At 71.5% G+C, this 12819-nt stretch carries 12 protein-coding genes and 1 pseudogene; 5 read left to right on the plus strand and 8 right to left on the minus strand.

The genetic code is table 11. The features are described 5' to 3' along the window. The first annotated feature begins 31 nt into the window (after positions 1–31). The 3 genes and pseudogenes from ACWDSL_RS01680 to ACWDSL_RS01690 all read left to right on the plus strand — a co-directional run bounded on the left by ACWDSL_RS01680 (position 32) and on the right by ACWDSL_RS01690 (position 1738). Positions 32–319 (plus strand): YiaA/YiaB family inner membrane protein, encoded by a 288-nt coding sequence (locus tag ACWDSL_RS01680; protein WP_353596635.1) that lies wholly within the window; start codon positions 32–34, stop codon positions 317–319. 110 nt (positions 320–429) lie between these two features. Further along, positions 430–702: pseudogene (locus tag ACWDSL_RS01685) on the plus strand (hypothetical protein). A gap of 37 nt (positions 703–739) precedes the next feature. Continuing rightward, the gene (locus tag ACWDSL_RS01690; RefSeq protein ID WP_450480612.1) at positions 740–1738 is read left to right on the plus strand and encodes a hypothetical protein; all 999 of its coding nucleotides are present in this window, start codon (positions 740–742) and stop codon (positions 1736–1738) included. 387 nt (positions 1739–2125) lie between these two features. On the opposite strand, the gene ACWDSL_RS01695 is transcribed toward ACWDSL_RS01690, so the two are convergent. From ACWDSL_RS01695 to ACWDSL_RS01705, 3 genes are all read right to left on the minus strand, one after another. After that, entirely contained in the window at positions 2126–2323 is a 198-nt protein-coding gene (locus ACWDSL_RS01695; RefSeq protein WP_450480614.1) for a ferredoxin, read from the minus strand. Positions 2324–2418: 95 nt separating this feature from the next. After that, entirely contained in the window at positions 2419–3639 is a 1221-nt protein-coding gene (locus ACWDSL_RS01700; RefSeq protein WP_450480616.1) for a cytochrome P450, read from the minus strand. 141 nt (positions 3640–3780) lie between these two features. Then, positions 3781–4134 carry a cytochrome P450 gene (locus ACWDSL_RS01705; protein ID WP_450480618.1) on the minus strand — a complete coding sequence of 118 codons (354 nt, stop codon included), beginning with the start codon at positions 4132–4134 and terminating at the stop codon, positions 3781–3783. Here ACWDSL_RS01705 and ACWDSL_RS01710 point away from each other — a divergent pair. Beyond that, complete coding sequence (locus ACWDSL_RS01710; protein ID WP_450480620.1) at positions 4105–4305, plus strand: hypothetical protein; 201 nt, start codon at positions 4105–4107, stop codon at positions 4303–4305. The genes ACWDSL_RS01705 and ACWDSL_RS01710 overlap by 30 nt on opposite strands. A gap of 278 nt (positions 4306–4583) precedes the next feature. On the opposite strand, the gene ACWDSL_RS01715 is transcribed toward ACWDSL_RS01710, so the two are convergent. The 3 genes from ACWDSL_RS01715 to ACWDSL_RS01725 all read right to left on the minus strand — a co-directional run bounded on the left by ACWDSL_RS01715 (position 4584) and on the right by ACWDSL_RS01725 (position 7198). After that, complete coding sequence (locus ACWDSL_RS01715) at positions 4584–5180, minus strand: hypothetical protein (protein ID WP_450480622.1); 597 nt, start codon at positions 5178–5180, stop codon at positions 4584–4586. 124 nt (positions 5181–5304) lie between these two features. Further along, positions 5305–5652 carry a hypothetical protein gene (locus ACWDSL_RS01720; protein WP_450480624.1) on the minus strand — a complete coding sequence of 116 codons (348 nt, stop codon included), beginning with the start codon at positions 5650–5652 and terminating at the stop codon, positions 5305–5307. A gap of 652 nt (positions 5653–6304) precedes the next feature. Next, positions 6305–7198, minus strand: a complete 894-nt coding sequence (locus ACWDSL_RS01725; protein WP_450480626.1) for an NAD-dependent protein deacetylase — start codon at positions 7196–7198, stop codon at positions 6305–6307. Positions 7199–7412: 214 nt separating this feature from the next. Here ACWDSL_RS01725 and ACWDSL_RS01730 point away from each other — a divergent pair, with 214 nt between their 5' ends. Next, on the plus strand, positions 7413–8288 hold the full coding sequence (locus tag ACWDSL_RS01730) for a universal stress protein (protein WP_450480627.1): 876 nt from the start codon (positions 7413–7415) through the stop codon (positions 8286–8288). Between the two features lie 97 nt (positions 8289–8385). Here ACWDSL_RS01730 and fdhF read toward each other — a convergent pair whose 3' ends face one another. Together fdhF and ACWDSL_RS01740 are read right to left on the minus strand one after the other, a co-directional pair. After that, a complete protein-coding gene (gene fdhF / locus ACWDSL_RS01735) occupies positions 8386–11082 on the minus strand; it encodes a formate dehydrogenase subunit alpha (RefSeq protein ID WP_450480629.1) in 2697 nt (898 codons plus the stop codon). Next, positions 11079–12764, minus strand: a complete 1686-nt coding sequence (locus ACWDSL_RS01740) for an NAD(P)H-dependent oxidoreductase subunit E (RefSeq protein ID WP_450480631.1) — start codon at positions 12762–12764, stop codon at positions 11079–11081. The genes fdhF and ACWDSL_RS01740 overlap by 4 nt, the downstream gene beginning before the upstream one ends. Positions 12765–12819 lie beyond the last annotated feature (55 nt).

Below are 12819 nucleotides of genomic sequence, written 5' to 3' on the forward strand. Positions count from 1 at the left end.
GGGCGGGCGGCCTCGGCCGATTCTTGTCCGCATGAGTGAGACATCAGTGAGGCAGCAGAGTACGGCCGCGTTCTACGGTCAGGCGGTCGCCTCCTTCGCTGTCGCCATGGCGGCCACCGCTATCGGCATTTTCCGGCTGAACGCCGACGCCTGGGTACGCGGCTTCCTGGCCATCGCCGTCCTCTATCTGGTGACCTCCGCTTTTACCCTGGCCAAGGTGATCCGGGACCGGCAGGAGGCCGGGCAGATCGTCAGCCGGGTCGATCAGGCGCGGATGGAGAAGTTGCTCGCCGAGCACGATCCGTTCGAAAAGCTGTGAACCGTTCCGCATCCCTCTGAAAGCCGACGACTTTTCCTTGACGAGCATCAGCACGTGTTCGACGATGCCGGGGACGCCCACAAGCCCGCTTCGGGGGCGCGCGCCGCGTCATGGATCTGCACGTCGACGTCTCATGGATCCTGCGGGTCGCCGAGATCGCCGGCGCAGGCAATCCGGCTCCGGAGGACTACGGAATCCCGGTTGCCGCGCCTCGCGGTCGCGGCGGCAACCGGCGTGATGTACCTGGAAGCCTCCGGCATCCCCGTCAAACCACCCACGACGACGCTGTAGCCCTGCGCGACCTGCTACGCGACCCGACCTGCACAGCCGCTCAAATCGCAGCATGGGGGCGTGGCGCGGTGAGCGGGTCAAGCGCTGTCTGAACCCGCGCTGCAGCCGCCCGGGCGCTACCGTGCTGACATGGGGTGCTGGACGGCGTATGCCCTGCGGGCCGAGGACGGCACGAGCTGGGTCATGGGGGAGAAGTGGGGCATGTGGGACCTCACCGACGCGACCGACCGTATGCGCCTTGTCGAGGCGGTGTTTCGCGGCGGCACGCGCGTGGGCGACGGCCGCGCCCGAGGTCTTCTGGGCGGTGCCTTCTGCCGCGGCGCTGCCCTCGACTTGGTCGCCCGCCGGTACCGCTACTACAGCTGCGACCCGCCGGGCGTCCACTACCTCGACTGTCACGCGCGGCGGCGGGCGACGGCATCGGACTGGGATGGCTGGGATGTGGAGTATGCCTGGGGCGGACGTGATGACTTCGCCGACATGGTGGCGGGGGCGGAGCCGGTCTTCGCCGAGGTCGAGACGGACCCGGCACTGCCCGACGCGGTGCCGCTGACCTCACGCGAGGACTGGTTCGTCGGCTGGGACCCCGGCGAATGGCGGATCTCGGTGCTCCACAGCGAGATCATCGCCGACCTCCTCGCGCCCGCCGAAGCGGTGGTGAGCCTCATCAGGGCCGATCGCGCAGTGCTGGACCACCAACTGGCCATCCGCGAGGTCGTGCCGTGGCTGGCCCGGCACGGCGAGTCCCTCACCGAGACGCTGCCTGCCCACGCCCCGTACCCCATGCCGATGGAAGGGACCGTCAACGCCGGCGTGGTCGTCGACCTCCCCGCACGCCGACTGCGCTACTGGACCACGGAGCCCGTACCTCGCCGACTTACGGTACGCACGGCCGCCGCCTGGCCGGGATGGCGCGTCGAGCGGCTGCCGCTCGGCTTCGTCGGCCATCTGGCCGCCACCGGGCGAGACGACCCGGACCTGCTGCTCACCGACACCGAGTTGCGCGACGCGCGGTGGGACGAGGACCTCATCGCGATGCGGAACACGGACCGCCGCGCGCTGCGCGTCGACCCGAGAAACCTGCGAACACCGCGGGTGGAGGTGGTCGAGGACGGCCGAGAGAGTTAAGAGTCGGCCTCATTTGGTGAGTCGGCGGTGGCGACGGCGCGGACGATCATCGCCGCCCCACCGGCAGCGCTCCGCACATGACCAGCGCCTGCGCTACACCGGCTCCAACGCCCTGTGAGTCCGCCCCGCTGAGGAATCCGGAGGCCACCGGCCGAAGCGCGCCGCGCAGGTCGCCGGGTGGCGGTCGTCAAGGATCATCATGCCGGCCCCCGTCGGCGTCGCCGTGGAGCCGTATGCCTATCGGGGCGGACGACTTCGCCGCCGCCTGGTCAGCACCCGGGTACGGGTCCGCCCGAGGTTCGAGGGGCGGACCCGCCGCGGGGGCGGGGCGCGTCCGGGACTGCCGAATGTGCCCCGCGCCCTGGCTCTCAGGCGTGGTTCAAGCCGTCATGCGTCGCTGAGCGCGATGGCGGCGGCGGGGCATACGGCGGCCGCGTCGCGGACGGCCGCGTGGTGGTCCTCGGCGGGCTCGGGGTCGAGGAGGACGACTATGCCGTCTTCGTCGCGCTGGTCGAAGACGTCCGGCGCGGCGAGGACGCAACTCCCCGCGCCGCAGCACTTGTCCTGGTCCACGGTGATCTTCATGATGGCTCCCTTCTTCGTGGCCGGCCTCTTGGCCGTGCCTTCGGTTGTGCCTTCGGTTGTGGTGTCGGTCGGTGTGGTGGTCTCGGTGGGGCGGGTCACCATCGGACGGGGACCTCGCGCAGGCCGCCGACGGAGAGTCCCTCGACCTTTTGCAAGTCCGTGGCCGGTACGGCCAGGTCGAGGCTCGGCAGCTTGTGCAGGAGAACTTCGAGGACGACTTGCAGTTCGGTGCGGGCCAGGGACTGGCCCAGGCAGGAGTGGGCTCCGGCGCCGAAGGTGAGGTGGGGGTTGGGGCTGCGGGTGAGGTCCATCTGGTCCGGGTCGCTGAAGGCCCGTTCGTCGCGGTTGGCGGAGGACAGGGCGCAGAAGACGGTGGTACCGCGGGGCAGTAACGTCCCGTCGAGTTCGAAGTCCTCGGGCAGGTAGCGCCGGACGCCGAAGCCGCCCAGGTTGGCGTCGGAGCGCAGTGCCTCGTCGACCGCGGTGCGCACCAGGGAGGGGTCGGCGAGCAGGCTGGCCCACTGGGTGCGGTCGGCGAGCAGCATGGCGGCCATCTTGCCGATCATGTTCGCTGTGGTCTCGTGCCCGGCGACCAGCAGGGCCATGCCGGTGTCGCGGAGTTCGGGGCCGGTCAGCCCCTCGCCCTCGGCCCGGCTCTCCTTGATGAGGGTGCTGATCAGGTCGTCGCCGGGCTCGGTGCGCTTGGCCTCGACGAGTTCGGTCATGTAGGCGGAGAAGTCCTGGTGGGCTGTTCGGGTCTCCTCCAGCGAGTAGCGGCTGACGTTCAGGAACGCGTCGGACCAGTACGAGAAGCGGTCCCGGTCCCCGGCGGGGGCGCCGAGGAGATCGCAGATCACATAGACCGGCAGCGGGAAGCCGAGCGCCGCCTTGAGGTCGGCGGGCGCACCGCTTTTCACCATGGCGTCGACGAGAGATTCTGCCGTCGCTTTCATGCCGGGCCGCAGCGCCGTCATGCGCTTGGCGGTGAAATACCTTCCCACGTGCCGCCGCCACCTCTGGTGGCCTTCGCCGTTGACTTGGATCGAAAGCGCCATGTCGCTGTTGGTCGACACGCCGCCGCGCCCTTCCGGGGCGATCCTCGCGCTGTTGTCTGCGGGGGTCGGGCGTGAGACGCGGGGGTCCGACAGGAGCGTCCTGATGTGGTCGTAGCGGGTCAGCAGGGTGCCGGTGTCCCCGCTGGGGAGTTCCACGCCGGCCACCGGGCACTGCGCGCGCAGCGTTTCCCATTCGGGCGGCGGGTCCAGTGGTCCGTCGGTGGGCAGTGGCAGGCGGACGGCGGGGTCGTTCTGGCTCATCTGGCCTCTTCGGGTGGGGGATGGACGCAGTCCGTTTCGCTTTTAAAGCAATGGACTTATTTAAAGTATCTCTGAGGGTGTCCCGCTTCAAGGAGGGGCGGGACTCTGGCCGGATATGGCCGCCGCCGTCGTGATGTGTCATCAGGTCGTGCCGGTGGCTGGGGCGGTGATGCTCGGCGCGATACCGACCGTGCGGTGTGGGTCGGGGAAGACGTCGGCCTGCCAGTTGGCGGTGTTGCTGGGGATGGCGATGCCCTCCCCGGCGCGGATGGTCCGGCCGCCGATCTCGATGTCCTCCAGGGCGATCCGGCGGTTGCCGAGGTGGATGATGGTCAGGTGGCGCAGCAGTTCGTCCACCGCGCTCGCGAGCACCTTGGGGTCATCGGTGTCGCGGACGATGGCCAGCTGGTCGGGGTGTTCCAGCGGTGCGACGGTGCTCAGCGCGATCATGTTGGCGGAGGTCTCGTGGCCGGCGCCCAGGAGCAGCAGGCCCATCGACGCGGCCTGCTGGTGGGTGAGGTCGCTGTCGTGGACGCGGGTGGCGAGCTCGGACAGCAGGTCGTCCCCCGGCTGGGCGAGCTTCTCGTCGACCTGGCCGGCGACATACTCCAGCAGGGCGCGGTGGGCCGAGCTCGCTTCCTCGGGTGTGACGTCGTGGCGGAGTGAATGGCAAGGGGCGGCGGTGGGTCGCGTTCTCTCTTTAAATCAACCCGTTGATTTAACTTTAAGTGTGTCGGCTCCATGCGCAAGCGGCCCGGATGGCGTCGGCCGGGTTCCAGCCCGCGCGGGCACGTCGCCACCATGCCCAACTCGGTTGGCTTTCCCCTTGGTTGTGCGGGCGGCGGTGTTGAGCCGAGCCGTTCGGCGGGCATCTCGTCGCGCATGATGCTGATGCTGGCCACTCCGGGCAAACCGGGAGCTGCGCCGGCCTCGTGACCTGCGCTCTACGTGCCTGATGCCCTCTCGTGCAGGCCGAGCCTCCCGCCCTTCGTCGGGGCCTCACCGCCGTGCACTGACGCGAGGGCGACGAACAGGGGCATCTTGTGCAGTGGTGGTGGATCTCCCGGCAGGCCGAGCCGTTGCCAGGCCAGCCGGGCCGATATCTTCAGCACCCGTCGTGCCCGCGCGATGAGCAGGGCGGCGAGCGGCAGCTCAAACAGCGCTGCCGAAGCGAGGCTCCACCAGACATCGTCTTTCCCCCAGCTCAGGGAGATGTCGAACCAGGCATCGCAGACGAGGAGCGTTGCTGCCACGAACGAGAGCGGGACCAGAGCCTGCCGCCGCAGCCACACCGCCACTCCCGCGGCGGCCAGCGACGCGAGGAGCATTACGTCGAAGCCCACCCACACCATGGGCCAATACCGGGCCTCGAAGTGATCCGGCAGCGATACCGCCAGGTAGACAGTCCAGGGTACGAGCGCGACCACGCACAGGCCGAGCTGCCAGAGAACCCGTCGCCGGCGGCGCTGTCGGTAATGGTCCGACGCGGATGCGCCGACTGCCGTACCGGTGGGGTCGCTGCGGTCGCGCTGCTCACTCATCTCTGCCTGTTTCTGCCGGCCCGGCTGGCTGCCGCCGGCCGGATGGTGAACCGTCCTCTGGTTGCCCGGCGTGGGGACAACACCTCGCTGCGACCTTGTGCCGTGAGGACCGCCGACGGTTCTCTCATCGTACGGTGAGGACACTCCAGCACCGGCGCGCGGACGGTTGCCGGTGGCGGGGGAACGCGGCGGTGAGCCGCTGCCCGGGCAGGAGGAATCCGAACAAGGCGCCGGCCGCCGGTTCCATGCTGGTCAGCACGCCGAACACGCGGGGCGGGATCCGGCGCAAAGCCTTCAGATTGAACGAGTAGGGCGGCACGCCGGCGGAGACCGCCACCAATGCCGCCACCGCCAGGACGCGGGGGTCGAGAAGCGCGCTCCCGGCGTGGGCGACGCCGTACGGGGCGCTCGGCAGTCCGGCCCACGGCACCGCGGCCGCCAGTCCCTGGCCGCCGCTCATCCGTCGTGCCATGCGGGAGGAGACGAGGGTGTAGCCGGCCCATCACCGTCCCCCAGGTGCCCTTCATCGCGTCGAACGCCTCGCGTCGTCGGCACCACAGCAGGCACAGCAGTACGCCCGCGATCAGAAAGCGGAGGAACACGGCGCCGGGGGCGCCTACCTGCGGGTATATCCGGGGCGAAAAGACGGCGCCGAACTGGATTCCGCACACGCCGCCCAGTACGAGCCCGGGAGCGGGCGCCTTGCCCAGGGCTCCGGCACACCACGTCCTTCAACGACGGCTGGCAGGTCCGGCCCAAGGTCAACCCCTTCGCGGAACTCTCCGGTCAGGTGATCCCCTTTCGGGCGGTGACGCTGCCGCACGACGCGATGATCGAGCAGCCGCGGACCGCTCCGGACGGCGAGGTCACGATGGAAGGGCGCGGCGGGCGCCTACTTCCCGGGCGGGGTCTGTCCAGTCCGACCGCCGACCGTCCGAGCCGGAAGTCCGCGTCCAGCCTGGCGATGGCCCGCCACCTCCAAGGCGCTGCGCGCCTGCTCGGGCGCGGTCCTGCGTGGCGCCGGTCTGGTCGAGCAGCGAGACCAGGGGGCCAAGCGGGTCGACCGACTGCGCCGCCAGGAGTCGCGATGCTGAGCGGGACCGGGGGAGCCGGGGTGCTTCGCGTCAGGCTTGTGCCGACTCCGGGATGCCCAGTCGGCCGGCCACGGCGGTGAGGGCCGTTCCCAGCGGGAGCGCGACCCGGGTGACGGCGTGCTGGTCGCCCCGGGTCGGGGCCAGGTTGACGATCAGCACCGGCTTTCCGGCCTGGGCCGCTTGGCGGACGAACCGGAGCCCGGACATCACCGTCAGTGAGGACCCCAGGACCAGCAGCGAGGTCGCCTCGTGGACCAGCTTGCGGCAGTGCTCGACCCGCCGTGGCGGAACGGCTTCGCCGAAGAACACCACGTCCGGTTTGAGGATGCCGCCGCAGACCGTACAGGGCACCACGCGGAAGTCCCCGATCTGTTCGTCGGTGAGGTCGGCGTCACCGTCCGGGTTGATTCCGGCGGCCACCGGCTCGAAGCCCTCATTGGCCTCCTCCAGTCGTCGAGCGAGTTGGCGGCGCGGGCCGAGGGCGCCGCAGGAAAGGCAGACGACCCGGTCCAGGCTTCCGTGGAGTTCCACGACGCCCTCGTTGCCGGCGGCCTGGTGAAGGCCGTCGACGTTCTGGGTGATCAGACCTGAGAGCAGGCCATGCCGAGCAAACGCGGCCACGGCCCGGTGCCCGGTGTTGGGGCGGGCGCGGCCGAAGGTGCGCCAGCCGAGGTGGCTGCGAGCCCAGTACCTGCGCCGGGCCTGGGCGTCGGCTGTGAAGTCCTGGTAGGTCATCGGGGTATGCCGGCTCAGGCTCCCGCCCTCGCCCCGGTAGTCGGGGATGCCCGACTCGGTGGAGATGCCGGCCCCGCTGAGTACCAGCACACCGCCGGTGCTCAGCGCTTTGGCGACCGGTTCCAGATCCGTGCTGCCCGGCGGCAGGTCCTCGGCAGGGGTCCAGCTCAAAGTGGGACGCATGCGCATGCCGCCAGAGTACGGAACAGGCTGCCACCTCAGCTTCCGCCGTCGATGGCACCATCTGGGCGTTCACGTGCCCGGCGCATGGGGCCGGTCGGCCGGTGAGTGGCCACGGGCTGCCCAGCTTTTGAGAGCGGTCCGTGTGTCGCGATGGCACCTGAGCGGTGCGAGGGTATTTACGGGGGGTGCTCGGCTGCCGGGACGGAAGGCGGTAGGGACGATGGAAACCTCTATGGTCGTGGGCGTCGACGGGTCGGATTCCAGCTTGGAGGCAGTGGACTGGGCGGTGGACGAGGCGGCACGCCGCGGGCTGCCGCTGCGGCTTGTCTACGCCTCCCGGTGGGAGCGCTATGAGGGAGGGCGTCCGTCCTTCAGCACTGATCGTCCCGCCGAAGAGCTCATGGCGGAGCACATCATCGCCTCGTGCGCGGAACGGGCCGCGCTTCGCGATCCAGAGGTGAAGGTGTCGGGCGAGGTCATGCCCGACGATGCCGTTTCCGCGCTGCTGAGCGAGGGCCATGAGGCAGGTGTCCTGATCACCGGTTCTCGCGGCCGTAGCGAGCTGGCCGGGCTGCTGCTGGGGTCGGTCGGTCTCACGGTGGCCGCCCGCGCCGAGTGTCCGGTCATTGTGGTCCGTGGTTCGGAGCAGAACCGGCGGGGAGCCTTCGGGCGGGTGGTGGTCGGGGTCGGTGACCCGGCCAAGGGCTCGGACGCAGTGGGGTTCGCCTTGAGCGAGGCCGAGGCCCGCGGCTGCGCCCTGGAGGCCGTACGGGCCTGGCGCTGTCCGGCCCATGAACACGTGGACCACCCTCTGCTCGCGGACGATGCGGCTCGAGTACATGAGGAACGGGCCTCGGCCGAACTCACCGACGCACTACGCGAGGCGGTGAGGGAGCATCCTCAAGTCGATGTACATCGCAGGCCGGTCGAAGGCCCCGCTCACAAGGCCCTCGTGGAGACATCGGCCGGTGCCGACTTGATTGTCGTCGGCGCTCTGAGACGACACGGCCACTTCGGTCTGCAGCTCGGCAGGGTTGCCCACACCCTGCTGCATCACTCCGAGTGCCCGGTCGCCGTCGTTCCTCAGCGAGGCTGACGGAACAGGGCCGCGGGAGAGCACCCGTCGCCCCCCGAGGCTGGGGGATGTCCGGCTCCGCGGGTCACGGCGGGAACCGCGGTGTCCCTGGACGCGGTCACGGCACGGTCAGGCGCACCGCCGTGACCTTGTACTCGGGGCAGGAGGTGACGGTGTCCGCGTGGCCGGAGGTCAGGCGGTTGACTCCGCTCGCGGGGAAGTGGAAGGAACAGAAGACCTGGCCGGGGGCTGTCTGTTCGCTGATCCGGGCGATGAGGTGGGCTCGGCCGTGGCGGCTCTCCACCGTGAGCGGCAGGCCGTCGCGCACCGCGTACCGGAGGGCGTCGTCGGGGTTGAGGTCGAGGAAGTCGGTCGGATCGAGCGTGAGGTTGGCGCCGCGGCGGGTCATGCTCCCGGAGTTGTAGTGGGCCCAGCGCCGCCCGGTGACCAGGATCAGCGGATAGTCGTCGTCGGGCTGCTCGCCCGGCGGCAGATAGGGGGGTGCGGCGAGGTGGGCGCGTCCGTCGGGTGTGGCGAACCGTTCCTCGTACAGCTTGGCTTCGCCGGCGCGGTCCGGGTCCGGGCATGGCCAGGGGATGGCACCGTCGCGGTCCAGCTGGCCATGTGAGAGGCCCGCGAAGACGGGTGCGACCCGGCCGCACTCGGCCAGGGCTTCGGCCGGAGTCGGGCAGCCGACGGCGGTGCCCATGGCCGTCGCCACGGCGTGGACGATCTCGAAGTCGGTACGTGCCTCGCCCGGCGGGGGCACGGCGGGCCTGACCCGCTGGAACCGTCGGTCGAAGTTGACGAAGGTGCCCTCCTTCTCCAGCCAGGACGCCGCCGGCAGCACGATGTCGGCGTGGCGGGCGGTTTCGGACAGGAACAGTTCGTTGCAGATCACGAGCGGGCAGGTGTCCAGGGCTTCGGCCACCCGGTTCGTGTCGGGGTCGGTGGCGCAGACGTCCTCGCCGATGACCCACAGGGCCCGGAGATCCCCCGCCCGCGCGGCGGCGAACATGTCCGGGATCCGCAGGCCGGGCCGCCCCGGAACCGGTGTCCCCCACACCGCCTCGGCCCGGGACCGTACGGCAGGGTCGGTCACCTTTCCGTAGCCGGGCAGGAAGTCGGGCAGCGCGCCCATGTCCGAGGCGCCCTGGACGTTGTTCTGGCCGCGCAGCGGGCTGATCCCGTACCCGCGGTCGGTGCCCACGGCGCCGCGCAGGATCGCCAGGTTGGCCAGGGACCGCACCCCGTCCGTGCCGTGCAGGTGCTCGGTGACGCCCAGTCCGTAGACGATGGCGGGCTGTCGGGCACGGCCGTACAGCCGGGCGGCGGCCATCAGGTCCGCGACGGGGACGCCGGTGATCTCCGCGACCCGGTCGGGCGGGTAGTCGTCCAGCAACTCGGCGAGTTCCGGCAGGCCGGTGGCCCGTTCACGCAGAAACCCCTCGTCGGCGAGGCCTTCGGCGAGCAGGACGTGGGCGAGCCCGTGAAAGAGGGCGACGTTGGTACCGGGTCGGGGGCGCAGATGCACGTCGGCGTGGCGGGCGAGGCCGACGGCGCGGGGATCGGCGACGACCAGCCTGGCCCCGCGCAGCACGCGCCGGAGCAGTCGCGCTCCGACCACCGGATGGGCTTCGACGGGGTTGGCCCCGACCACCAGCAGGCAGTCGGACCGCTCGACGTCGTCGAAGGTGTCGGTGCCGCCGGAGAGCCCGAAGGAGGCGGTCAGGCCGGCGGCGGACGGGGAGTGGCACAGCCGGGAGCAGTTGTCGACGTTGTTCGTGCCGACCACGGCCCGCATGAACTTCTGGACGAGGTAGTTCTCCTCGTTGGTGGCACGGGCCGAGGAGATCGCCGCCACGGCGTCCGGGCCCCCGGCGCCGATGGCCGCGCGCAGTCCGCGGGCGACCTCGCCGAGCGCTTCGTCCCAGCCGACGGCCTCCAGGTGGCCGTCGCGCCGCAGCAGGGGCCGGGTGAGCCGTTCGGGGGAGGTGAGATAGCCGTGGGCGAAGCGGCCCTTCACACATGCGTGCCCTTGGTTGACGGGGCCGTCCCGGGCGGGCAGGACCGCCGCGACCTCGCCGTCGCGGGTGACGACGTCCAGCGCGCAGCCGACACCGCAGTAGCCGCATGTCGTACGGGTGGCGGTCGGCCTGGTGGCGGGCGGCCGGTGGGCGGAGGTGAGCCCGCGCCCCGGTCCGGGCTCGGTGATCGCGCCGGTGGGGCAGGTGTCGACGCAGCCGCCGCAGGCCACGCAGTCCGACTCGGCCCAGGGCCCGCCGGTGCCGGGGGCGACCACGGTGTCGGCGCCCCGGCCGACCAGGGTGAGGGCGAAGGTGCCCTGTACCTCGGCGCACATGCGGACGCACCGGCCACAGGCGATGCACAGATCCCGGTCCAGGTGGACGTACGGATGGGAGTCGTCCCCGCCCCGGCCTCCGGCACCCCGCGCCGCCTCGGGACCGATACCCGTCGACCGGCAGACCTGCGCCAGTTCGCTGGGGTTGCCGGTCGCGAGGGCACGGGAGGGCAGGGCGGAGACGATGAGCTCCACCGCGTCCCGACGCAGCCGCTGAAGGTCGTCGGTGGCGGTTTCGACGCGGACACCGGACACGGCCGGGGTCACACAGGCCGCCGCGATGTGTCCGTCGGCCCGCACCAGACAGGTACGGCAGGAGCCCGCGGGGCTGAGCCGGTCGTCGGAGCAGAGCGTGGGCAGCTCGATTCCGGCCATCCGCACCGCCGCGAGCAGTGAGGCCCCCTCGGGGACGGCGATGCCCCTGCCATCGACCTCGATCTCGATTCCGGTCATGGGGCCCATCCCGCCAGCCGGTCCCCGTAGGCGCGGGCGAGGCTGTGTACGGCGGGTGGGATCCGCCGGCCGAAGGCGCACAGGCTCGCCTCGGCCAGAACACGCGCGAGCCGTTCCCACTCCTCCCCGGGCGGAGTGTCGGCGGACGCCAGCTCCAGGCCGCGGCGCGAGCCCACGCGGCAGGGCGAACAGGCGCCGCAGCTCTCGGCCGCGGCGAACCGCCAGATGTGCCGCAACACCTCTTCCGGTGTCACCCGCTGGTCGAAGGCGACCAGTCCGGCATGGCCGAGAGCGGCGCCCCGGGCCGTGAGATCGGCGGTGGTCAGCGGCACGTCCAGCGCGTCGGGGGCGAGGAAACCACCCAGCGGCCCGCCGACCTGGAGAGCCGTCAGCTCGCACCCCTCCCGCAGACCGCCGCCCAACTCGGTGACGATCCGCGACAGCGGGGTGCCCAGCTCGACCTCGTACGCCCCCGGCCGGGCGAACCGCTCCGACAGGCAGACCAGCTTCGTACCGGTCTCATTTCGAACCCCCCGCCGGGCGTACGCCTCGCCGCCCCGGAAGACGATCCACGGGACGGCCGCCAGGGTCTCCACGTTGTTCACCACCGTCGGCGCGTCCCACAGCCCGCGCCGGGTCGGGTAGGGCGGGCGCGGCCGGGCGCACCCCCGGTCCCCCTCCAAGCTCGCGATCAGCGCGGTCTCCTCACCCGCGACGTACGAACCCGCCCCCTCCACCACCTCGACGTCCATGGCCGTGGCCGTTCCGTGAACGGAAGAACCGAAGTGTCCGGCGGCGTAAGCCCGCTCGACCGCCTCCCGCACGCGGGTCAGCGCACGCGGATACTCCGAGCGCACCAGCACCACACCCCGGCGCGCCCCGCACGCGAAGCAGGCCAGTGCCAGGCCCTCCAGCACCCGCTCCGGATCCGCCTCCATCAGCAGCCGATCGGCGAAGGAGCCGGGGTCGCCCTCGTCGCCGTTGACCACCACCACGGTGTCCGGTGTCCGGCCCGCCGCTTCCCACTTCGAGGCCACCCGGAACCCCGCCCCGCCACGCCCCCGCAGCCCGGACGCGGCCACCTCTCGCCGGACCTCGTCAGGGGAGCCCGCTGTTACCGTCCGCGGCCACATCTGCCACGCGGGCTCACCGGCCACCACACCCGCCAGCAGCACGGGGGCGCCCGTGCCGTCGGCCACCGGGATCTCCGGTGCCCGGGGCGGCTCGCGCCCCGCGAGCTGACCGGCCAGCGTCGGGCCCGCACGGGGCCGGTCACCGTCGAGCGCGGCGGGGCCCGCGTAGCAGTACCCCAGACAGCGGACCGCCTGCACCGACGTCTCGCCATCCGGTGAGGCCGTGCCCGCGGGAACGCCCAGCTCCCGCTCCACCTCGGTGAGATGCCGTCCGGCTTGGGCGGCGAAGCACGCGGTGCCCGCGCAGACCCGGACGTGCCGGCGGCCGTGCGGAGCGGCGAGGTCCGCGTAGTAACCGGCCGGTCCGAGCGCGGCGGCAGCGGGCAGACCGAAACCGGCGGCGATGTTCGGAGCCCAGCCCTCGGGGCTGTCCGCCGTTCCTGCCCTGGCCTCGGCCAGCGACGTGATCAGCCGGTCTCCCGGCCGCCCGCGCCGGTCGGCCAGGGCCCGGAACGCGTCGAAACGGTCCGCAGGACCCATCGGAACCATGACCTCATCGTGGTGGCAGCCACACAAGGGTGCAATCCGGATATACGGGATGTCG

Source organism: Streptomyces sp. NPDC000941 (genome assembly GCF_053599555.1).